Source organism: Methylotenera sp. 1P/1 (genome assembly GCF_000384355.1).
Classification (GTDB): Bacteria; Pseudomonadota; Gammaproteobacteria; order Burkholderiales; family Methylophilaceae; genus Methylophilus.
The window spans coordinates 1,322,025-1,345,376 of sequence record NZ_ARWC01000001.1; the positions used below are offsets into that span (position 1 = coordinate 1,322,025).

Sequence of the window (23,352 nt, forward strand, 5' to 3'; positions counted from 1 at the left end):
TACCTATGAATGATATGACCCCAAGCCACACCGAGCCCACCAGCTGGAACATTTCCAACTGGGCCATTAAAAATCCGGTACCCAGCCTGATTCTCTTTATCTTGCTGACGCTGGCGGGACTCATGGGCTTTAAGGCCATGAAAATCCAAAACTTCCCGGACTTGGATTTACCTACAGTCACGGTTACTGCCAGCTTGCCCGGTGCATCCCCTACCCAACTTGAAAACCAAGTTGCCCGCAAGATTGAAAACAGCATTGCCAAGCTACAAGGCTTACGCCATATCACCACCAAAATCCAAGATGGTAGCGTTACTATCACTTGCGAGTTCAGGCTGGAAAAACCAGTGCAAGAAGCCGTGGATGACGTACGTTCTGCGGTATCGGAAGTGCGTGCAGACTTGCCGACCGATCTACGCGAACCGATTGTCAGAAAGCTAGATTTAGCTAGTTCGCCTGTGTTGGCGTTCACCATCGCGTCTAACAAGATGGATATCGAGGCACTGTCTTGGTTTGTGGATGACACGCTGACTAAAAAGCTACTCACCGTTAAAGGCGTGGGCAGTGTTGGGCGTGTGGGTGGTGTGACCCGTCAAATATGGGTGGCGCTAGATACAGAAAAACTACAGGCATTAAACGCCTCAGCCGCTGATATTTCACGCCAGCTTGGTATGACGCAAATGGAAACATCGGGCGGTGTGACCAAACTGAGTGGGAGCGAGCAACCCATACGCACCATTGCCACTGTTAAATCAGCACAAGATTTAGCAGAGACCACGATTACATTGAGTGATGGCAGACGCTTCCGGTTAGATGAAATTGCCAAGATTGAAGATACCTATGCCGAACCAAAATCAGCGGCCTTATTAAACGGCAAAAAGGTATTGGGGTTTGAAGTCAGCCGTAGCCGTGGCGCCAGTGAGCTTGATGTGGGTAGCGGCGTAGATAAAGTGTTGAAAGAGTTGAAGGCAGCACACCCCGATATTGAACTGACCGAAGCGTTTAATTTTGTGGCGCCCGTGCAAGAGGAGTTTGATGCGTCTATGACCATGCTTTACGAAGGCGCGCTGCTGGCAGTGTTAGTGGTGTGGTTATTTTTGCGCAACTTCCGCGCAACCTTTGTCTCCGCCATCGCCTTGCCGCTTTCAGTTATCCCCACGTTTATTGGCATGAATTACCTTGGCTTTTCTATCAACATCGTCACCTTGCTGGCGCTATCGCTAGTGGTGGGGATTTTGGTGGATGACGCCATTGTAGAAGTGGAAAATATTGTCCGGCATATCCGGATGGGCAAGACACCTTACCAAGCAGCCATGGAAGCCACCGAGGAAATTGGGTTGGCTGTGGTCGCCACCACCTTCACGCTGATTGCCGTGTTTCTGCCTACCGCATTTATGGATGGCATACCGGGCAAGTTCTTTAAACAATTTGGTTGGACGGCAGCTATTGCCGTATTTACCTCACTGGTAGTCGCGCGTTTATTAACGCCGATGATGGCGGCTTATTTAATTAAAGACGGCCAACAAGAAGAAAAAGACAGCCGTCTGATGCAGGCTTACCTTAAGCTGGCCAGCTGGTGCATCCGCCACCGCAGCATCAGCATCTTGTTTGCCATTGGGTTTTTCATCATGTCATTGATGCTGGTGCCATTGCTGCCTAAAGGTTTTGTGCCGGCAGATGACAACTCTCAAACCCAAGTGCAAATCGAATTAGCGCCGGGTGCCACGTTGGCAGAAACCACGGCCAAAGCAGAGCAGGCACGCCTAATATTGGCTAAAGTTAAGCACATCAATAGCGTTTACACCACCATTGGCGGTGGCAGCGCCGGTAGCGACCCATTTGCTGGCGGTGGCGCAAGCGAAACACGCAATGCAACGCTCACCATTCAGCTTGACCCGCGCGGACAACGGCCTAAAAAGCAAATCATTGAAAATGAAATGCGCAACACTCTGCAAGCACTGTCCGCCGCAAGAATCAAAGTGGGCTTAGGTGGCTCTGGGGAAAAATACATCATTGCCCTGACTGGTGACAATCCGGAAGCCTTACAACAAGCGGCCAGAGCGCTGGAGACTGATTTGCGTACGGTGCAAGGGTTGGGCAACATCGCATCAAGCGCATCTTTGGTACGACAAGAAGTCGTGGTCACGCCAGACTTTGCGAAAGCCGCCGACTTGGGGGTGACTACCTCTATCATTGGCGAGACCCTGCGCATTGCCACGGCAGGTGACTACGAACAAGCGTTGCCCAAGCTCAATCTGGATCAGCGCCAAGTGCCTATTGTGGTCAAACTCAACGAAGAAGCGAAAAAAGATCTAGAGGTATTGGGCAAACTGGCAATCCCCGGCGCAAAAGGTGCAGTGCCCTTAGACCAAGTGGCGACGCTGGAAATGAAGAGTGGCCCGGCAGTGATTGACCGCTATGACCGCGCGCGCAACATTCAATTTAATATTGAGCTGTCTGGTGCTGCCTTGGGCGATATCAGTACCGAAGTCAAAGCACTCCCTAGCTTGCAACAGTTGCCTGCGGGCGTGAGTTTTACCGAGGTTGGCGATTCTGAAATGATGGCCGAGCTATTTGGTAGCTTTGGCCTTGCCATGCTTACCGGCGTCATCTGCATCTACTTTGTACTGGTGCTGTTATTTAAAGACTTCTTGCAACCCATCACCATTTTAGTCGCCCTACCACTCTCCTTAGGCGGCGCATTTATGGGGTTGCTGATTGCACAAAAATCGTTCTCCATGCCATCCCTGATTGGCCTGATTATGCTGATGGGGATTGCCACCAAGAACTCCATACTACTGGTGGAATATGCCATCATGGCGCGCCGTGAACATGCCATGAGCCGCCTAGATGCGCTTATTGATGCCTGCCATAAGCGTGCGAGACCGATTATCATGACCACGATTGCGATGACCGCCGGCATGCTGCCGATTGCACTTTCCATGGGCACAGCGGATAACTCGTTTAGAAGCCCGATGGCCGTTGCCGTGATAGGCGGACTCTTGACTTCTACACTGTTAAGTCTACTGATTATCCCAGTAGCCTATACCTATGTGGATGATTTTGAACACTGGCTAAGCAAGTGGTTTCAATACGTAAAACGTAAGGTGGGCAACAAGTTTTAACCCACTAAGCATACTGGAGGCTGCTTAGAGGAATAAGCTGACCTTCATAGCTTAAAGGTCGGTTATCTTTTTTAGAGTAGTAATGTTAAAATTCATGGATGTTATCGGTCAAATTTCAGCAATTGATATGCAAGATCGCTCTCGCGGCGATTGTATTCGCAAGCTTTGCGCCCAGCATTTCGCATGCATTGAATGCCATGTCTGGTAGGAATTTCACGCAGGACGTATGTACCAGTGATGGCCGTAAAGTAAGTATTCAAGTCATGACAACGCAAGGTCGGCAACTAGTGACCGAATTTAACATTAAGCCTTCTAAATCAGACCATCAAGAGTTAGTGCATCATTTAGAGCACTGCCCATTCTGCAGCCATTCTGTATCTGATGTAGCCATTGTGCCATCACATGCAATTATCGTCTCGATTTTAACAGCCGTTGCTCAGCGTCAAGCGGTAATTGAACAACCTTTATATAGCGTTTTCACCTCTCTTCCACCGCACTCACACGCACCGCCGCTTTTTGCTTAAAAGTTAATTTTCACAACTCACTAGCTGAGTTGGTTATTCATTTTTTAAGGGAAGCAACATGAACAGATTAGTACATACATGCGTGTTGGGTGCATTCACTACGCTATCTCACCCCCTATGGGCTGCCGATGACGCCATCGAATTGGGAACGATTGAAGTCAAGGCTTCATCAATTGCGGATGCTTATCCATACAGCGCCAGCACTGCAACTAAAACAGACACACCATTAATTGAAACGCCACTTTCTATTCAAGTGGTGCCCGAGGAAGTGCTGGGAACACAAAATGCTCAAAAAATTGCCGATGTGATACGTAATGTAAGTGGTGTGCAAACACAGCACTCGTATGGTGGCGTAATGGAGCAATATAGCATTCGCGGCTTTCTACAAACTGCTAGTGGGTATCGCAATGGCATTCGCATCCCATTACTCAGGTTTGATCTGGCCAATGTCGAGCGTGTTGAGGTGTTAAAAGGCCCGGCTTCAATGTTGTATGGCCCAACTGACCCCAGTGGTCTGATCAATATCGTGACCAAAAAACCGCAAAAAGAAACTGCATATTCATTTCAGCAAAGCATAGGCTCGTTTGACTTTTTTAGAACGCAAGCCAGTGCCACAGGTGCAATTGATGATGCAGGAATATTAAGCTACCGCATTGATGCTGGCTGGAGCCAAACAGATAGTTATCGTGATGTGACGAATAGTGACCGTTATGTTATACCCATGGCGCTTGCGTTTAGACCAAACGATAAGTTGGAAATAAACTTGAGCGTGGAGCCACAACGTGACCGTATGGTGTATGACCGTGGTGTGCCTGTTGTGAACGGCAAGATTGCCGATGTACCCAGAAGCCGTAGCTTTAACCAAAATGATCACGATGACTACAAAAGCATGAGCACTGACTTGAACGGCTCATATCGATTTGATAATGGCTGGAAATTAGCTGCAGGCGTATTCAACAATGTGCAAGATAGAGATTTAAACATTATTTATTTTGGTAATGCGGATGCAAGCGGCAATATCAATCGCAATACTTACATTGGTGAAGAGCACTTTAAAACACGTACCAGCTGGGCAAATGTAACTGGTGATCTTGAAACTGGGCCAATCAAGCATAAGTTACTATTTGGTACCGAATACATCAACTCTCGTCTAAGTTTCGGTGTATTTGATCGCAGTGTAGACAGTGTAAATGTGTTTACCTACAAAAATAACTATATCGATTTAGACCCATTACTCACAGGTAGTTATGATGGCTTTGGAACTTATAAAGTCACTAGCCTTGGGTTCTATGCGCAAGACCAAATTAAGTTGAATGATCAATGGCAATTACATGCTGGGTTGCGTCACGATAACGTTAAGCAAGATTTATCATTTGCTTACTACAGCCCAACGGATATATATCATCGTAATGACAGCAAAACTACACCACGCATAGGCTTGCTGTATCAACCCGTGCAGTGGTTATCACTGTATGGCAATTGTGCGGAATCCTTTGGTATGTCATTTAACTATGAGGCCGATACGCTATACAAACCAGAAGAGGCGCGTCAGTGTGAAGTAGGTATGAAAGCAGAGGTTTTAGATGGGCGCTTTAGTGTCAACGTTGCCGCGTTTGATCTGACTAAAACGAATATCCCAACCCCCAATCCTGTTAACGCCAACCGTACCGAAGCTATAGGCGAAGCGCAGAGTAAGGGCTTGGAAGTAGATGTGCAGGGCAAAATCACAGATAACTTACGTGCAATCGGCTCGTTAGCATTAACCGATACAGAAATTACTAAAGACGGTAGGGGCAATCAAGGTAACCGCTTACCCTACGCACCCAAGTATCAATACAGTTTATGGTTAGATTACAACGTATTTGGTACACAACCACTTGGCTTATCTGTAGGTGGAGGGTTATTTGGCAGTGGTCAACGCTATGGCGATGCTGCAAATACATACAGCGACGGCAAATACACGACCGTTGATTTATATACTGCGTACAAGTTTATGTTAAATAAAACCAAGGTGACTACGCAAATCAATGTGAACAATGTATTTAATGAGAAGTTTTATTACTTGCGTAGCACATCAAGCAATCTGCCAAATGCACCTACCAATGCAATAGCAACAGTTCGTTTTGATTTTTAGACATCAAAACGAATGAACCGTAAACTGTGGGTAGTAATACACCGTTGGTTGGGGCTGATAATGGCAGGCTTTCTGCTCATTATTGGCCTCACCGGCAGTTTGCTTGCATTTTATCCGGAGCTGGAAGGCTGGATAAACCCTGAGCTTTACCCAACCGAACAGCAAGGTAAACCCATGATGAGCCTTGCACAACTAGCTTTACGCGCCGAGCAGTTACAGCCGCAGGCAATGGCAACCAGGGTTCAGTGGGGTGCAATCGGGTCACGGGCTGTGTACGTAGCACCCAAAATCAATCCTGAAACCAATCAGCTCTATTCTCTACCATTTAACCAAATATTTATTAACCCATATACGGGTGAGCAGTTAGGGCTTCGCCAATTCGGAGCCATCTCACAGGGCATGATTAACTTTATGCCCTTTATTTACCACTTACATTACGAACTCGCTTTGTCAGATTTTGGGATGTGGGCACTGGGCATTATTGCTCTAATTTGGACATTAGATTGCTTTATAGGGTTGTATCTTACTTTTCCGGCAAAATCATTTTCAATCAAGCGTCAACGTATTCACACTAAGAAAAGCTGGCTTGCCCGCTGGAAACCAGCATGGCTTATACGCTGGCATGCAAATGCTTATAAGCTTAATTTTGATTTACATCGTTCAGGTGGTTTGTGGCTATGGCTAATATTGCTTACGTTTGCGTGGTCGAGTGTGTATATGAACTTATGGGATACCGTATATACCAAAGCCACCCAAAGCGTGATGGAGTACAAAGCCTATTGGACAGAATTTAAACCAGTTGATGATACTACAAACTCACCACACATTGGCTGGTTACTAGCAGAACAAATCGCTCAGAACTTAATGGCAGAAAAAGCCACAACACAAGGATTTAAGGTAATTAGAGCAGTATCACTTTACTATAATAAAAGCCTTGGTGTTTACGATTACCGTGTGCGCAGTAGCCGAGACATTCAAGACCATGGGGGCCAAACACAACTATTTATTGATGCCAACACTGGGGCCTTCAAATTACTATTGTTGCCGACAGGGCAATATGAGGGGAACACTGTCACCACTTGGCTTTTTACGCTACACATGGCCAATATACTGGGCTTACCTTATAAAGTTTTTGTATCTGTTCTGGGTGTAGCTATCGTTATGCTTAGCATCACGGGGGTATATATCTGGCTGCGGAAAAGAATAAGTAGATCCGCTGTAAATTGACAATTACAACATAAATAATGTTATCTAAATCCTAGCTAAATGTCTGCTTTGGGGATTCTGCGGTGATGGGGACAAAGCTGTCCCCTAAGCTTAGGTTTTTTAAACTGCAGATATCGGCCCAAAGCAGATCTACGAAGTCAAACATCTCAAAGTGTAGTCTCTCAGCTTGGCTGTGATAGCATATCTAGATAATGTAATTCCAGCGGTGCCCGTAGCAAATCAGGCAAAGTTTTCAATATTTCCTGCATGTATGGCATATTAAAGTGCTGATCTAAATCGCTTCGATCATACCAATTTTCATACATAACAAATACTGTAGGATCATCTGAAGATTGGTGTAAATCATAATTGATACATCCTGGCTCAGATCTACTAAGGTCAATTAACGATTTCAGCCTAGTAGCCAACTCGTCTTTGCATTCAGGTTTTGCATATATAAATGCAACTAAAGTTAATTTCTTTTTCATGCTTTATCTTTTAAATAGTTTCAAATAAAGATGCATTGGTAGATTCAATCGAATTTTCATTTGGATAATTAGCTACAACACGGTCAATTTCTAAACGTAAACTTTTGAACATATTCTCGATGTCATTTTTGTTCATACGACTCACGGCTGGAGCTATAAAAGTCGAAGCCAAATTTATTCCACAGAATTTTAGAACTCCGCCAATGAAAGGCTTCAGCATTTGCTCAATTGATCCCGTGTACTTGCTATCAGCAATCAGCTCTTCTCTAGTAGCTCCGGTTGTCAAAGAGAGCATTGCGCGTTTACCTTTTAACAAACCGTTTTCAAACATGTGCTCATCATCATAGGCAAAACCATTGCTCAACACCCTTTCCACCCAGCCTTTGAGTATTGCTGGAACCGAATACCACCAAAGTGGAAATTGAAAGATGATTAAGTCAGCGTCTTTCACAACATTTTGCTGACTTAATATCTCTTGGTGATAGCTATTGGATACACTTGCATTACGCTGTTCATGAGCCAAGGAAAAACGCATGGGGTTGCTTCTTTGATTGAAGTCAGCTGGAGAAGGAGCCATTTTAAATCCATCAGCATAAAGATCAGATTTTTCAACTGACCATCCATGGAGCATCAACTGCTCAGTCATCACTGCCATCATTGAATGGTTCATACTTAGAGGCTCGGGATGAGCAATAACAATTAGCGCTTTCATGATACTTCTCCGTTAAATTGATTAGCCGTAAACTCGTTCCCAAACCCAAGCCTCTTTGGGTGAGGATTCCATATCCCAAAATATGTCTGCTACATCTCGGGATTCTTGCGAGTCTGAATCAATAAGCTTGCTAACCGTTACTGTGCCAATGTGTATACCTTTAGCTTTGAGCGGTTCGAACATGCCTTTTGCGAGAGCTCGAATGCCAGCTTTGCCAATACTGATAGGCAGAAAGTCGGGAGATGGATTGATGCCAAAGCCGCCTCCTGTTATAAAAATGGAACCTTCGTTCTGAAGTGACATGCCAATTTCTGCAGCGCGTACCGCAACTAGTGCGCTCGTCAAATTGATATTGATGTCTGATTCCAGCTGCTCTCTGGAGTGATCAGTCAATGTCATGGGCTTAAGATTGCCAGCTTCATCATAGCGAAGCACGCCAGCGTTATAGAGAACTGTCAGACGAGTCTCCTTAGCTAATCTAGCTACCAAGTTATCAATCTGGGTTGAATCATTAGCATCAGCGACTTCTAATGTTGCTTTTATCCCATATGTACTCAACTTTGCAGACTGAGCTTGCAGGTTTTTAAGATTGCGTGAAGACAACACAATTGCGTAACCTTCTCTAGCAAACCGTTGAGCTGTAGCCAAGCCAATACCTGGTCCAGACCCGATAATGAGTAAGGTGTTTTTCATAATGTATCCTTTCATTAAAATTTTCATATTCGATTGGTTAACAATCGCCAGCACTTTTGTGCTGGCGATGTAGTTCAAACAAAGTCAGTAGAAACTGCTAGGTCTTTCCAGGCATCCAACTCTTTCTGAACGAATTGATTTTTTTCAGTGATCTTTTGGACGGTATCTGAGCCTAGTGGCAATCTCAAAGGAGGATTCTCACTATCTACTAATTCCAAGATTGCTTTGGATAACTTAGTAGGATCGCCTGGCTGGGCATGATTAGCTGAAGCTGCAAAGTCACGCATAGCTCCCACAGTCTCAGCATATTCTGCAAAATTTTTCTTGGTAGAAACAAGTGAGGTACTATCTAAAAAATCTGTACGGAAGAAGCCTGGTTCGACAGTTGTAGCCTTGATTCCGAACGGTTGGAGCTCATATGCCAGTGACTCTGTAAGCGCTTCTACTGCAAACTTGGTAGCGCAATACACTCCCCAACCTGGGTAAGAGGCATAGCCGCCTATTGATGAAATGTTAATGATGTGACCACTAGCCTGTTTGCGCATATATGGTGCAACTGCACGAATAACATTCAGTACCCCAAAAACATTGGTGTTAAATAAATCTTTTACTTCTTGATCTCCTGATTCTTCAACTGCTCCTAGCAACCCATAACCGGCATTGTTAACAAGAATATCAATACGTGAAAATTGTTGGATAGATTGTTCTGCCGCCTCAATGGCAGCTTGCTCATTGGTAACATCTAATTTCAATGCCAACAAGTTAGGGTGACTGCCTAAGGCATTAATGACAGTTTGTGGGTTACGAGCGGTAGCAACCACCTTATCGCCGCGTGCTAACGCATCTTTAGCGATTAATGCACCAAAACCTCTTGATGCGCCAGTAATAAACCATACCTTTGAATTTGTACTCATGATGTTCTCCTATTATTAAATGTGCTGCGATATGCAGTACGTGGAAGTCATCATAGTTATTCTGGATTACTAATAAAATACACAATATAATTGTTTAATTATCAACTAAAGGTTGTTTATATGGAGTTAACCCGTTCTTTAACCATGTTTTTAGCCGTAGCTAATAAGTTGAGTTTTAGAAAAGCAGCCATTGACGAAGGTGTGTCTCCACAGGCAGTAAGCAAGTCCGTTAAGCATTTAGAGAAAAATCTTGGGGTGAAGCTTCTTCATAGGACTACACGCCATCTGAGCTTAACGGAAGAGGGAGAGCGTTTATATCAAAATGCCAATCCTGGTATGCAAATGCTGAATGATGCATTAGGCGATCTCCAGGAAAATAAACGTGGTATGAGTGGTCGCATTCGATTGGCAGCCCCTCTGGCGTTCGGCAATCGAGTTCTGGTGCCACTCATTCATGAGTTTCAATTGTCTTATCCAGATGTGCATTTTGATTTGATGCTGAGTGATGCTTTTGTAGACACCATCAGTCAAAGAATAGATATCGGTTTTAGGACAGGGCTTTCGCCTGAAAGAAACGTCATTTCTAGAAAGCTGGGAGACATCGTATCTGTTATCTGCGCAGCGCCATCTTATCTTGAGAAGTGCGGAATACCATCCAATATTGAAGACATTCAAAATCACCGATGCACAGGCTTCCTGCATCCTCAAACTGGCAAAGAAATGCCATGGGAAATACAGATAGATGGGGAACTTACGTATGTGCACGTGCCAGCAATTGCCAGATTCAACAACATTGAAGCTGAGATTGATGCAGTAAAACTTGGATTAGGTATAGGGCAGTTAAGTGAATATCTTGTTAAGCAAGAACTTGATACAGGGGCGTTAATTAGATTAATTCCAGAAGGAACAACTGCAAGATTGGGGATCTATATGTATTACACAGAAAGAACTCAAATCCCATTCCGAATACGACAATTTATTGATTACTGCCATAACAAATTTTTAAATAAATAAAATTTTTATAGAAATTTTGGCGAGGTGATTAAAACTTCCAACGTCAGCTTTGGGGTGTGAGTTCAACCGGTCGACGCAACACACGCTTTAAATCTTTCTGCTGGGGTCTCGTAATCTAATGTTTTACGAGGCCTTTCGTTTAACCGTCTAGCCACTGCGCTTAGTTTAGCTTGTGAGTGTACCGATAAGTCAGTACCTTTTGGAAAGTACTGCCTCAATAAGCGATTAGTGTTTTCGTTGCTTCCACGCTGCCAAGGACTGTTGGGGTCGCAAAAGTACACATCAATATTCGTTTCCACTTGAAAACGGCGATGTTCTGCAAACTCCGTACCTCTATCCAAAGTGAGTGATTTGTATAACTCATTGGGGAGTTTCTTTGCTTGCTTGATTAAAGCAGATACAACGCTTTCGGATTTTCGGTCTTTAATCTTACCTAACATTACGAATCGTGAGTGACGCTCGACCAATGTCACGATGTAGCTGTTTTTAGACCCCGCTATCAAGTCGCCTTCCCAATGCCCTGGTATAGCTCTATCCTCTATGGAGGCTGGGCGTTCACTGATTGATACTGTATCGGTAATCTGACCAAGCCCATTGCCTTTCAAGCTCGAATGCTTGGAGCGACGCATAATACGTTTCGTCCTCAGGTATTGAATTAACTCCTTTTTCAATACGCCACGAGTCTGAACATACAAGCTACGATAGATGGTTTCATGTGACACTTGATTATGCTCTTCTGTAGGAAACTCTCTTTTCAACCAACCGGCAATTTGTTGCGGTGACCAGTTTGATTGTAGCTTACATGTGATGGTTTTTATTAACTCTTGATTGCCTGATAGTTTGCAAAGCTTTGGACGTTTAGCACGATCCCAGGCAGCTTGATCAGCTTGTGTTGCCCGATATTGCTGATAACCATCGTTACGCTTGATTTCACGGCTAATGGTAGATGGAGAGCGTCCAAGCCGATGGGCAATCGAACGAAACGATTCTTGACTTGCCACACCTCTGGAAATTTCTTCACGCTCTGATAGTGATAAAGCTAGATGTGAACGTATTCTTTGTGGCGGTCTTATCCCACCTGTCAGAGATAATATACGCCCTACTGAAGAGTGATTTCTGTCAAATAAACGGGCTATATCATGCAGCGAGTCACCTTTTTTCCAGCGATCCCACATGATAGCTTTCTGCTCATCACTATAATAAATTCTTGGTCTGTATTTCATTTTTCAACACCTCATTCTTTTGTATAAGAATAACGTGTTGCATCGACCGGTTGAACTCACAGGATTTTTGAGACATTCAGTAAATTTTAGTAATACCTCTCATTTGGGCGTAACTACCATTAACTAATTATTAATTCAGCTTAAAGTCTACCGGCACCACCACGGTAAAGTTTTTACTGGCCAGCGCCCCTTTTACCGGGATTTGCGCCACCGCTTTTTTTAACATGCGCATTGCTTCATCATCCAGCGCTTGACGCTGGCTAGACTCCATAATCGTCACATCCACCAACCTGCCCGCAACAAATTTAGCGAGGAGCTTGACCGTGCCTTCCCAGTTGCGTCGGATGGCGATGGCAGGGTAGTTTTTATTTTTACCAACCAAATCTTGGAGCTGCTGACCATAGCCATCCCAGGCCTCTTCTGGACTGGCCTCCGAAGGTGTTGCATTCTCAGAGGTTTTAGTACTGTCGCTATTGCTGGCCTCACTGTTTGTATGCGCTGTTGTTGATGTAGTACTGCTTTGTGGTGTATTCGTGCTCGCTTGCGATTCACTCGGTTTTGCCTGTGTCGTTGGCACCTCGTAGTCTGCTGAGGCTTCCGGTGATTCGGCTGTCAATACGGGCGTGACTTCCCGTGGCTTGACTACAGGCGTGGGTTTGACCACTTGTTTTTGTACAGGAGGCGTCACTGGTTCTTGCACCGGCTTTGGCTGTACTGGCGCAGGATTGCTGGCTGGCTGACTAGGGGCTTGTGCTAACAGATTGCTGAGCTCTACCTCAAACCGTGTGGGCTTGGGTAGCGGAGTTTGCTTGAAGTAAGGCAACCAAAAATAAGCCGTAATATGCAGCACGAGCGATAGCAGTAACGCATAACGCAGTTGATAGTCTTTTTCTAATACTTGCGTGGGCTGCTTCTCTAAAAAGTCTAACGAATCATCATGCGGATGGGATAGCTTGCCTAAAGTCATGCAAACTCCTAGTGGTTTGTACTTGGCTCTGCACTTGGCAGATCTGTACTTAGCAGGTCCGTGCTTGGCAAATTAGTACTATTAACATCCGGCATCATGACAAACGTGAATTTGGCTATTTTCGCGCGCTGAATCGCTGCCATGACTTTTGCCACCACGCCATATTCCACTTTCTCATCAGCCATGATATCGACCGCGTAATCGGGCACTTTGGCAGATTGCTGCAACGCAGTCTCTAAGGCAGGTTGACTCAGTTTGACTTCATCCAAGTACAGGTCTCCTTGTTGTGTAATGCTAATGTGCGCGGATTTGATTTGTGTGGACACAGGCTCGGCTGAGGCTTTGGGCAGTTTGACCGATACCGCATTCATCAATAAAGGCGCCGTGACAATAAATACGGTGAGCAGCACCAGCATGACATCCACCAATGGCGTCACATTAATCTCGCTCATCATGCTATCTTGGTTATCGTTAGTGAGCATCGCCATGTTGAATTACTCCCTTAAACCGGACTTCATGATGAGATATTGGAATGTATCGCCAAAGTTATCCATCTGCGCATTGCTGGTTTTGAGCTTGCGTAAAAAGTAGTTATACGCCAACACGGCGGGTACGGCGGTGGCAATACCAATCGCGGTAGCAATCAGCGCTTCCCCAATCGGGCCGGCCACTACATCCAACCCAGCAGAACCAGTGGCCGAAATATCTTTAAGCGCATGCATAATGCCCCAAACGGTACCAAACAAACCAATAAACGGTGCCGTAGAGCCAATGCTGGCCAGCACAGATAATCCACTTTCCAGCTTGCTTTGCTCTTGGTATACCTGATTACGCAAAGCATGCAACACCATGTCTGTCTGGTATTGTTTATTGACTAAGCTGACATCGTGCTGCGTATGAAACAACTCATCCAAGCCAGCTTTACATACCCTTGCCAAGCTGCCCTGCGCATCTCTTGCAATGGTGACCACACCGCGCAGATGTTTCACTTCTTTAAGTGCATCTGCAAAATACTTGTTTTGTTGGTTGATTTTGTAAAACGCCCAACCTTTGTAGATAACCACGCCCCACACCAAAACTGAAAGCATAGCGAGAAACAACAGTACCAAATTCACAATATCCAACGTCATATTCATACCCATGTTCCATTCTGTAAAAAGTGTCAGTGAGGCGAACCTCTTATTTAAAAACACGGGTTCTTATTACCTATGTCGGTTTAACCACGCATTACCCTGATGTGTTAATTCAAAAAATTTTATTTATTGCCCTAAAAGCGCTTGCAAACGCCGTGAATTACTCATGCGCAGCGCTGTCTTCACTCACAATGAGCCATCTGCCGTTTTTATTTTCCATTTCAAGAATCTTTTCGGTCGCAACCTTATGCTGACCATCGTGAATGGTTTCAATGAACACGGCCAATGCTTGCGGACCTTCAGCCTCAATAGTTAAGTCTGATAATTGAATCGCTGTATTGGACGCTTTGCTTATTTCCACTCTGCGTTTACGTTCCCACTGTTGGCGAGAGCTACCTTCCTGCGATATAAAATTGGCTGCATAGGTATTAAAGTAAATATCTGTATTTTTGTTACTCAGCGCACTCGCCCAGTTATTAATCGCCGTATCAATTGCTTGTATTTCTTTTGCTTTTTGAGGATCGACGACGACACCCATGCTTTCTGACTGCGCAGCCCGACTCTCTTGAATCGACTTCATGACTTCGGCGCTGGGCCCGCCTCTTTTAGCCATCATTTCTGCTAGTTTTAACTTGGCTTTTTGTTTGTACTCACCAGCCTTGTCAAAGTCATAGCGCAAGCTTAGCGATACCGCTTGTCCAAAATACTTTTCACGCATATTGGCGTCATAGCTGGTAAAGAATGTGATCTGATCATTTTCGTCATCACTGCTGAGTCGAATACTGCCGCCAAATACAAAGTCATCACGTACTGGCTGAATCGCCGGGCTGACAAAGCTGTTGCCGCCGACCACAAATCTAGCTTGTGTAGCGGGCGCAATATCACCAAACTCATGTCGATACATGCCGTGTAACTCTAACTCCGCACCCCAAGTAGGCTCTTGCATGGCGTACACCAATTTGCCACCCAGCCCACCACGGTATGACTTAAAGTTTCGACTTTCAACTTCCAAGTTAGTCGGCGCTGGTACATTTTGGAATACCTGCATGCCATTCTCCGTAACGCCAGAATCATATGGGCTACCTGGCGCTCTATAAGTGAGTGGTCTGGACACTGTTGTGTTTTCTTTATAGCTATCCTCCCTGACAAAACTGTAATCCAACGCCGCCATCGGGATAAACGTAACATCATCAGAAAATGCCATGGGCATACCAGCGTCAACACGCCCGGAAAGTTGCCAGCCGCCGCGCTCGCCCACCGAGCTAAATTCAAATAACTGACGGCGGCTTTCGTAAGTATTGCGCCCTACACCCAGTGCTGCATTTAGGTAAAAGTCTTCAGTAGCCTTAGAGCCATAAGCCGCCACCAAGTAACTATTGCCATCAATACGATTATTGACGGTATGCCCAGTATTGACGATATTGCTGCGTGCATACCCTGCGGCGAACCCTAAGCGCATATCCGTGCCAACCACTTCTACATCACGGTCTATACCTGCAGAAAATCCAACGGATGAAAACTCATAGCCATCGCCTAGATCCATGCGCTGTTGTACGCCACGGTCACCAAAACCTTGCACCCAAATGCCAAGGTTTGCGGGCGATGCACCACCCTCCGTAGCATCTGTTGCACTATTGGTTTGCGCTTTGGCCAAACGCACTGGCACTCTACTGGCATAGTGTTGCGTTAAATAGCCATCCACCATGCGCGCGGTGGTCATGTTGAACAGCTTGTCGGTATTGCCAAGCACCATGCGAATACTGCCGTCATTCACTTCTGGGCGTAAACGTTCAGCGGAGCGAATCACATCAATCCCTTTCACAAATGCTAAGTCTGCCTGTAGTTTGACGGCCTGTTTGTTATCGCCTGTGTAACTAAAGAACGCATCTACAGCATTGGCCGCGCCTTCGGTGACGAGTGGCCTTAAGAAATCTGGCACAGCCACATCTGCCGTCATGATTAAGTTGCCAGCATCTTCACGTAACATCCATTGCAAAAAGCCATCGCCATTTTGCAGCATGGGCAATCCATTCACATTGGTGGCAATCACATATTCATTGCCATCTAACACGCGTGTGCCTACTTTGCTGGCGGGTATCAACAGGCTATTGCTATCAAAGTTGGTTGCACCGGTACTATTGATAAGCCCTGCACCTCTTGGCCCAACGGACAGCAGTAATACCGAGTTCGCGTTCATGGTGGTATCACCACTCACATCCAGAATGGCGTTGCCTAAGTTGAGGGTACCGCTATTGATTAAATTACCGACAATATCGCCAATCGCTTGGTTACCCACTAATCCTGATGCTTCAGGGACATCGCTATTACCAGGGTCTGCCATTAAAGTACCACTACTTGAAACCACCACATTGGCAGCATTGATAGTGATATTAATGGGTGGCGTGTATGCATTGGTGGCATATAAAATCACGGGGCTATTAATGGTCATATCACCAGAAACAGTCACGTCACGCTCTAGCCGCAGCGTTTTTTGCCCGAAGGTATTAAAGGCTGTCATACCAGTAAAGTTAATCTGCCAATTGTTACATCTGTATTGAGCAATACAGGTATAGTTGAGCGTGTTGGTGCCAAGCCCGTTCGTTTGAATGTTTGTATTAAAATTAGCGTCTGTCGTCACAATGTTAAAGGTATTGACTGCCCCCACGACATCATTGACGACCACACTGCCCAAACGCGCTGTCCCGATCGCTGCTGGTTCATGTAGGTAATTGAGCGTAAATACGCGATCACCATGTACCCTGTAAAGGGTAGTTGGCACACCGCCCACCACACTGACCACTTCGCTATCTGTTTGATCTACATAAATATTATTGATATAGGCATTGACGTTATTCACCTCGTGATTACCTGAGCCTAAGTAGATATTATTGATATAGATCCCACCAAACTGCGCAAACTCGCCTTCTGCAGTATTTGGGATTCTCTCTAATGCCAGCCCGATGTTATTAATCACACTGTTTCTTGGCCCTACTTCATCCGGGTTAATAGCAAGTGCCAGACTCGGATCTTGCTCTAATGCAGCGGCGGTCATAGGGTTACGATCTACGACATAAATATCCCCAATGGAGCCAAGGTTAGCAGCCCCAAGATTTTTAGGGTTAGTGACACTTCTCAACGATATATTATTGATAATGGTTGTGCCAGCAGTGACATTGGTAGCCTGCTGCGTGCCATCTTGCACGGCAGGAGGTGTATAAGTGGCGCCTGCGTAGCTAATAATATTACCGCCGCCGTAAGCAGGGTGACCAATATACGAAGTATTGTTGACCGTCAACAACGCGGAGTTACTTAAAATCGCTGCTGCGTATGGCCCAGTGGCTGATATCACGCTATCTAACCCAGAATAGGCATAGCGATTCGGATACGATACACCGTCATCAACATATTGATTATTCACGGTAAGTGATGAGACACTGGCTCCGGCACGCACAGCTGCTATATAGCCAGCCAGTACACCATCACTGTAAAGTAAACCATTAGCATCATTACTCCAATTGCCAGTAAATGCGCGTGCTGGATCCCCGATCATTTCAATGTTGCCAGCAACATTATTAATGACAACGGCATTGGGGCCATTTGCCTCAACGGTACTCAACACACCTACAGTAGTCGCGGTATTGCGAAGAATAGATCCATATTCCCCAGGCGTCACCACATAGCCATAATCCGGGTCCAGCACTACTGGCGAAATGGTAAAGTTTGGGTCTGTCGTCACATTAGTGAACGTTGCAGGCGCTGCCGTATTATCGATAATAAAACTACCTAGCGATAAACCATCTGTCACCGTAGAAGTGCCGCTACAGGTATACGTACCATCTCCGTTATCTACGCATGCCGCCATCACGGGCATACTTGGGATCATCACCGTGAGTGCCAATAGCACATGGGTCAGTAAGCGTTTTTGTTCAAACATTTGCGTATGATTCATTACTGTACCCCTGCACTTTCCAACCCACTGACTTGTAAGTTTCTCGTCGCCACTTGTTTACCTTTATCCGTACGATCAGATTGACGTGTTTTCTTGTTCATGGAGGTATTGATAGGTTTGGTTGATTTCACATCAAGATAGCTAGGCGAGGTGTTGCGCTCGCGCACAATCTTCCATTGCCCCTCTTTTTGTTCAAATGTCAGCACTTTACGCATGACCACTGGCTGCCCTGCACGCAATGCTGTTTGCGTAAATACCGCCGCCAGTTTCTTGCCCATTGGCGCAACCACAATGTCGCTGAGCGCTGAAGATTGCACTTGTTCTGTGCCTATCAACGTTTTCTGCTCATCGGCCCATCCATTATGGCTAGTGCCCGGTGGCGCATACCCTGCAGAATAGCTTTGAATATACGCATCAGCATTGTTATTCAGCATAGCCATATTCCAAGCTTCAACCGCCAGCTTCACTTGATGCTTGGCCATTTCCACACCATAAGGCGTGCGTTGTGTGACTGGTTGTGATTGCAGTTCATCGATTTGCTTCAGCAATGCCACTTCTTCCGAACTTGGACGAGCAACGTATGCCGCCTCTAACGTATCTGGCTCAATTCTGGTGATGCTAGAGGACGGTAGTTCGCCTTTTTGGGTGGCATCAAAATCGTAACTCAGGCTTGCCCAGACCCCTCTTGGCGCACCGGCGGAAATAAATTGCGATGAAATCCACTCATTGGAGTTGTAGTTGAACCCACTAGACCCAATAGCGCCATAGGTAGAAGGTGCAAACGGACTCACCCCCAAACGCCCGGCAGAATAATATTTTTTATCCAACACGTTATTCACCATTAGCGACGCAGCCCAGCCATTGCCAAAGTTATAACGCCCGCTCATGTTCAGTACGGCATAACCTGGTGCGGTACCAGAATAATTATTGCCTATCACGCCACCAGTTCCGCGCCCGATACCATCTGCTGTCACTCTTGGTAAGTTTGGCGTATGCGCGTTATTCTCATTCCCGCGTAAATATGAACGGCTATGCGCCACCATATTCATATTGAGTTTGAGGTTAGGGGTTAATTTATAGCCCCAGTTAAAGTTGAAGTTATTAAATGGCACACCTGGCATCACATTGCCCGGCTTCACATCAATCACATTAATCGGCCCAAAGAATGGGTCTCTGACTGCGGTACTGTTGGCTGTACTAAATGTTTTAAAGTGCGATTGAAACGTTGCGTCAGTTAAAGAGTAGTTCATCCGGAAATCAGATTTTCCATATTCCCCAGCCATACCAAACTCAATCCCTTGGCGTCGCGTATCACCAATACTCTGGAAGAAACTTAAATCGCCCGTTAATGCTGTTAAGTAAATATCATCCCGTACATTGGTGCGATACGCGGATACGTTCCACTCCAAGAAATCATTGAATTTGCCACGCGCACCCACCTCGTAGGTTTGTGCAACCACCTGTGGTAAATAAGGGTCGCCGGATAGCGAGCTGGGCAACTTACAACCACGACCTTCTGCCAAGCTGCGTGGAATTGCTGTGGTACTGGTAGGGTTACCGTAAATATCAGTGGGGATCACCAGCGTTGCATCGTAGGCACAGCCCAACTCAATCACAGACGGCGCACGCGTGCCTTGATTCCAGTTAGCGTACAGATTCAAGTTGGGTTTGGCTTGCCAAGTTGCACCAATGGAAGGATTCAACGAGTGATAGCTAAATTTCTCCGTTGCGGACTTTTCCAGCAGATTTAGCCCACTAGGGAAAAGCCCTGCCATGACTAATTCATTGAAATAGGTCTCGGCCGGAATAGGCGCATCTAGACTGTAAGGACACTCCGACAAATCCGTGCCCGGACAAATAATGCCATAGGCATAACGGTTTAAATACCTTAATCCCGTCAGTGTGCGATCTGCCTTGGTAGGCGCGAGTTTATTGATGATATTGGTATAGTTATAACGTGCTGAAAATGAAAAGTTTAAGGTTTGTGTCGGTGTCCATGTTTCACTAAAGTAAGCACTGCGCGTACTGGATTTTCCGGCAAAATCATTGATGGTCGCATCATGATCCGCGAAGTAATATTCCTCACCCAATAAATTGGGGTCATTGATTACGTTGCGGTTCTCATCCAAGGTACCCAAGCGCTGTTTACCCACATAGCTGGAAGTCGCCTTATCGATGGACGTACCCACCATAAATTTATGGTAATCGGTATTCCAGTTAAGCTGTAACGCTAAGCCTTTACTTACCTGCTGGATATTGGAGTCGGTAGTAATCGCAGTAGGCGTGCCTTCAATCACGCCAGTATATGGTTCAGCACCCAAGGCACCATCTCTAGAGACTCCACCACCTTCGGCAGCAATCATGCCCTGATTCCAATAGCCATTAATCCCTGTTCTACATACATCTGCATTGACTGGCACATGCGCAAATATATAACTGGTCGTACCATCGGCATCAAGATATGGCATACCACTACTTGATTGTGGAAAATCCATAAAGCTACTGATAGTACCTGCGCCATATGGCAAGTCATCAGTTCCTTGGATATACGGATTCACAAATACATCGTATACACCAGTTGCAAATATCGTTTGCAAAGCGTTAATCACTGGCTCTGGAACAACCACGCTACCTTCATTTTGAGTGAGCGACATATCAAACCCACCGCCCGTACCAGCACTAATGAGGAACGGCATATAATTAGCCTCACTCACCACAAAATAATTAGGGATGCCGTCCCGGTTATCATCCGCGTATGCACAGTGAATATTTTTACCAGTGCCAGGTAAGCGCGTCCCCTCATGGCTGTAGGTTCCATCCGGCTGAAAGTTTTCCAAGTCAATAATATCGCCAGTTGTGGAGTGGCGTTTACTATTACGGTAATACGCATGACTGGTAATGTTAAAGGTATTGGTCACATCAAAAATACCAGCAAGCTTGAGTTGAAACAGCTTATTTTGCGTTTCATCGGGCGAGGTAAATACCGCGCTTGCATCTTGGCGATACAACTCTTGCGGCACTGTGCCATTCCCTTTGAGCTTATTGATGACGCCTAAGCCGGACAGCGCGAGTGACGCTCTATCGCCTTGCCATTCCAGCTTGCCGTAGGCTTGATTCACTTCACTTGGTGAGTTATCGCGCCAACCGTCTTCCAGAAAAAAGTTACCGGCACCAAATGCCGCAAAATCACCAAGGTCCCAGCTGCCTTCTTCTTTATCTGCATTGTTAATACCACCGGAGACCTGTAATTGCTTGCGCCCATAAGAGCCTGCGAGCACTTCGGCAGAAACTCCCTCATCCGTAAAACCGCTTTTGGTACGCATGACCAAAGCGCCACCTAATGTGTTGAGGCCGAATAAAGGGTTAGAGCCGGGAAACACATCCATGCCACCCAATGCATTCAATGGAATCATGTCCCAGTTGACGACATCACCAAATGGCTCATTAACGCGCACGCCATCAAAGAACACGGACAAGCCTTGTGGTGTACCAATTTGTGGGCCTGCGGTAAAACCGCGGTAGCTCACATCCATTTGAAATGGATTGCCTTGATAATCGTTGACGTTGACGGATTGCAGTTTGGAGTTCATCAGATCAGACAAACTCAAGGCATGTGCTTCTTTAATCTCTTTAGCGGTAATACTTTGAATGTTCCCGGCAATCTGCTCTTTGGTCAGGTTCAATCCGGGCATTGGCCCAACATCGTAAAAACGTTTGGCCCTTACCTTGGTTTCTTTCAGTTCTAATTGCGTTTTATCTTTACGTTTGATGATGATGCTATCGCCACGTGACACACTTTCTAAGTCCGTTCCAGTCAGCAGTTGATTCAGAATTTCACTGCCAGTCATATACCCTTTAACGGCAGGTGCAATTTTTCCAGTGGTGATTTTGCTATCAAAGCTAAGGCTGACACCCGCATAATTGGCAAACTGTTGTAGTGAGGCCGCCAGTGCTTGCGAGGGAATATCTACATTCATCACCCTGCCAGTCATGCCATCACTAGGCAATGTGGTATTTAACTTTTCTCCGGCCGCGATGACTGGGACAGAATAGGTTGACAAGCTCAACAGCGCAGCAAGCACTGCCAGATAGCTTGTGCGCACTACCGCGCTTGCCGATGTGGGTCGATGACACCCTAGAACTGTTTTCATAATTTGCCTGTGATTAAAAATGTGCTTGTACTGCTATAACCAAGCAGGCAAAAAAATCCTGATGTCTTAATTCAACTATTTTTTATTTTTGCGGTTGCGCTTTTATCCATGTTGCTTCTGGGGTGGACTGCAATGTGACAGATGTGATTTCGGGTAAGCTCCATAAGAACTTTTCAATGTCCTTTACTTTCACCACGGCTGTGACATGCGGATTACCCGAGGGCATGAGTGTTGCCTGTACCGCAGGCTTGCGGTAGCGCGAGAGCACCTCGGCTATTTCATCCAAACCGGCATACTCAAAATTCAGTGCGCCCTGCTTAAAATTAAATGCCTCGGCGGCACTTCGCTGCACAATGACTGGGTTATTGCGCATTTTAATTTCCGCCACCTGGCCGTCATGTAACACCACTGCCTTGTGATTTTCAGGGTCTGGTAACGACTCTACACGTACACGGCCATGGTCCACACTCACGCGTACCATTTGCGCTAAGCGGTTCACAGCAAAGCGCGTACCCAGCACTGTTACCTTCGCGTAACCGCTATCGACAATAAAGGGCCGATCAGCATCTTTTGTCACTTCAAATATCACCTCACCACGGTTCAGTTTCACCAACCGTTTATTGCGGTAGTAAGTCACACTGACATCACTATTGCCGTTAATAAAGAGTGAGCTGCCATCTTCCAATGTTTGGCTCAACTGCTCGCCCACTTTGGTCACTTGTGCCATCTGCATGGTAGGGGTAGCTTGCCAGCGCTCGTAACCGGCAACGCCTAATAGACTGGTCACCGCAATCAAGGCAATGCCCAATAGATTGCTGACCATTTTTTGTGTTCTTTTGGTACGCGTGACTTGTTCGTAATACTGCTTTTGCGTCACCGCATTGGCCAACGATTTTAAATTCTCTTTGCTATCAAAATCTTGCCAAACATCCGCCACCGCATGATACTCATCAGCATGTGTGCGACTAGCCATTAGCCAAGCTTCAAAACGTCCTCTTTCAGGATGATCGGGCTCTGCATCCCGCATACGCAAAAACCACTTCACAGCAGTCTCTGTGATTTTTTGTTGTGTGGTTGAACGCTTGAGCGAGCTGAATAATGTGCTGGACATAAATATAGGTA

16 protein-coding genes are annotated in these 23,352 nt (G+C 45.9%); 5 read left to right on the forward strand and 11 right to left on the reverse strand.

Annotation, left to right across the window (positions count from 1 at the left end):
• Positions 1 to 5: 5 nt before the first annotated feature.
• The 4 genes from A3Q3_RS0106255 to A3Q3_RS0106270 all read left to right on the forward strand — a co-directional run bounded on the left by A3Q3_RS0106255 (position 6) and on the right by A3Q3_RS0106270 (position 7,007).
• A complete protein-coding gene (locus A3Q3_RS0106255) occupies positions 6 to 3,122 on the forward strand; it encodes an efflux RND transporter permease subunit (protein ID WP_020182722.1) in 3,117 nt (1,038 codons plus the stop codon).
• Between the two features lie 98 nt (positions 3,123 to 3,220).
• Positions 3,221 to 3,646, forward strand: a complete 426-nt coding sequence (locus A3Q3_RS13725; RefSeq protein WP_020182723.1) for a DUF2946 domain-containing protein — start codon at positions 3,221 to 3,223, stop codon at positions 3,644 to 3,646.
• 58 nt (positions 3,647 to 3,704) lie between these two features.
• Positions 3,705 to 5,780, forward strand: coding sequence for a TonB-dependent siderophore receptor (locus A3Q3_RS13730; protein ID WP_020182724.1), 2,076 nt, complete (start codon positions 3,705 to 3,707; stop codon positions 5,778 to 5,780).
• A 12-nt stretch (positions 5,781 to 5,792) separates the two neighbouring features.
• Positions 5,793 to 7,007 carry a PepSY domain-containing protein gene (locus A3Q3_RS0106270; RefSeq protein WP_026361792.1) on the forward strand — a complete coding sequence of 405 codons (1,215 nt, stop codon included), beginning with the start codon at positions 5,793 to 5,795 and terminating at the stop codon, positions 7,005 to 7,007.
• Positions 7,008 to 7,168: 161 nt separating this feature from the next.
• Here the strand turns inward: A3Q3_RS0106270 and A3Q3_RS0106275 are convergent, their stop codons facing one another.
• From A3Q3_RS0106275 to A3Q3_RS0106290, 4 genes are read right to left on the reverse strand one after another with little or no spacing between them, the layout of a single operon-like run.
• Positions 7,169 to 7,474 carry a putative quinol monooxygenase gene (locus A3Q3_RS0106275; protein WP_020182726.1) on the reverse strand — a complete coding sequence of 102 codons (306 nt, stop codon included), beginning with the start codon at positions 7,472 to 7,474 and terminating at the stop codon, positions 7,169 to 7,171.
• Positions 7,475 to 7,484: 10 nt separating this feature from the next.
• Positions 7,485 to 8,186 carry an NAD(P)H-dependent oxidoreductase gene (locus A3Q3_RS0106280; RefSeq protein ID WP_026361793.1) on the reverse strand — a complete coding sequence of 234 codons (702 nt, stop codon included), beginning with the start codon at positions 8,184 to 8,186 and terminating at the stop codon, positions 7,485 to 7,487.
• 21 nt (positions 8,187 to 8,207) lie between these two features.
• The gene (locus A3Q3_RS0106285; protein WP_020182728.1) at positions 8,208 to 8,957 is read right to left on the reverse strand and encodes an SDR family NAD(P)-dependent oxidoreductase; all 750 of its coding nucleotides are present in this window, start codon (positions 8,955 to 8,957) and stop codon (positions 8,208 to 8,210) included.
• On the reverse strand, positions 8,954 to 9,793 hold the full coding sequence (locus A3Q3_RS0106290) for an oxidoreductase (protein WP_020182729.1): 840 nt from the start codon (positions 9,791 to 9,793) through the stop codon (positions 8,954 to 8,956). Before A3Q3_RS0106290 ends, A3Q3_RS0106285 begins: the two co-directional genes overlap by 4 nt.
• A 120-nt stretch (positions 9,794 to 9,913) precedes the next feature.
• Here A3Q3_RS0106290 and A3Q3_RS0106295 point away from each other — a divergent pair, with 120 nt between their 5' ends.
• Entirely contained in the window at positions 9,914 to 10,807 is an 894-nt protein-coding gene (locus A3Q3_RS0106295) for a LysR family transcriptional regulator (protein ID WP_232418380.1), read from the forward strand.
• Between the two features lie 62 nt (positions 10,808 to 10,869).
• On the opposite strand, the gene A3Q3_RS0106300 is transcribed toward A3Q3_RS0106295, so the two are convergent.
• The 7 genes from A3Q3_RS0106300 to A3Q3_RS0106330 form a co-directional block, all read right to left on the reverse strand.
• The gene (locus tag A3Q3_RS0106300) at positions 10,870 to 12,030 is read right to left on the reverse strand and encodes an IS30 family transposase (protein ID WP_020181889.1); all 1,161 of its coding nucleotides are present in this window, start codon (positions 12,028 to 12,030) and stop codon (positions 10,870 to 10,872) included.
• Positions 12,031 to 12,160: 130 nt separating this feature from the next.
• The gene (locus A3Q3_RS13735; RefSeq protein ID WP_020182731.1) at positions 12,161 to 12,997 is read right to left on the reverse strand and encodes an energy transducer TonB; all 837 of its coding nucleotides are present in this window, start codon (positions 12,995 to 12,997) and stop codon (positions 12,161 to 12,163) included.
• Positions 12,998 to 13,005: 8 nt separating this feature from the next.
• The gene (locus tag A3Q3_RS0106310) at positions 13,006 to 13,485 is read right to left on the reverse strand and encodes a biopolymer transporter ExbD (RefSeq protein ID WP_020182732.1); all 480 of its coding nucleotides are present in this window, start codon (positions 13,483 to 13,485) and stop codon (positions 13,006 to 13,008) included.
• 6 nt (positions 13,486 to 13,491) lie between these two features.
• On the reverse strand, positions 13,492 to 14,133 hold the full coding sequence (locus A3Q3_RS0106315; protein WP_020182733.1) for a MotA/TolQ/ExbB proton channel family protein: 642 nt from the start codon (positions 14,131 to 14,133) through the stop codon (positions 13,492 to 13,494).
• Between the two features lie 157 nt (positions 14,134 to 14,290).
• Complete coding sequence (locus A3Q3_RS0106320) at positions 14,291 to 18,079, reverse strand: autotransporter outer membrane beta-barrel domain-containing protein (RefSeq protein WP_020182734.1); 3,789 nt, start codon at positions 18,077 to 18,079, stop codon at positions 14,291 to 14,293.
• Positions 18,079 to 22,230: a TonB-dependent receptor domain-containing protein gene (locus A3Q3_RS0106325; protein WP_157355060.1), complete on the reverse strand. Its 4,152-nt coding sequence runs from the start codon at positions 22,228 to 22,230 to the stop codon at positions 18,079 to 18,081. The genes A3Q3_RS0106320 and A3Q3_RS0106325 overlap by 1 nt, the downstream gene beginning before the upstream one ends.
• A gap of 82 nt (positions 22,231 to 22,312) precedes the next feature.
• Positions 22,313 to 23,341: a FecR domain-containing protein gene (locus A3Q3_RS0106330; protein WP_020182736.1), complete on the reverse strand. Its 1,029-nt coding sequence runs from the start codon at positions 23,339 to 23,341 to the stop codon at positions 22,313 to 22,315.
• Positions 23,342 to 23,352: the final 11 nt, after the last annotated feature.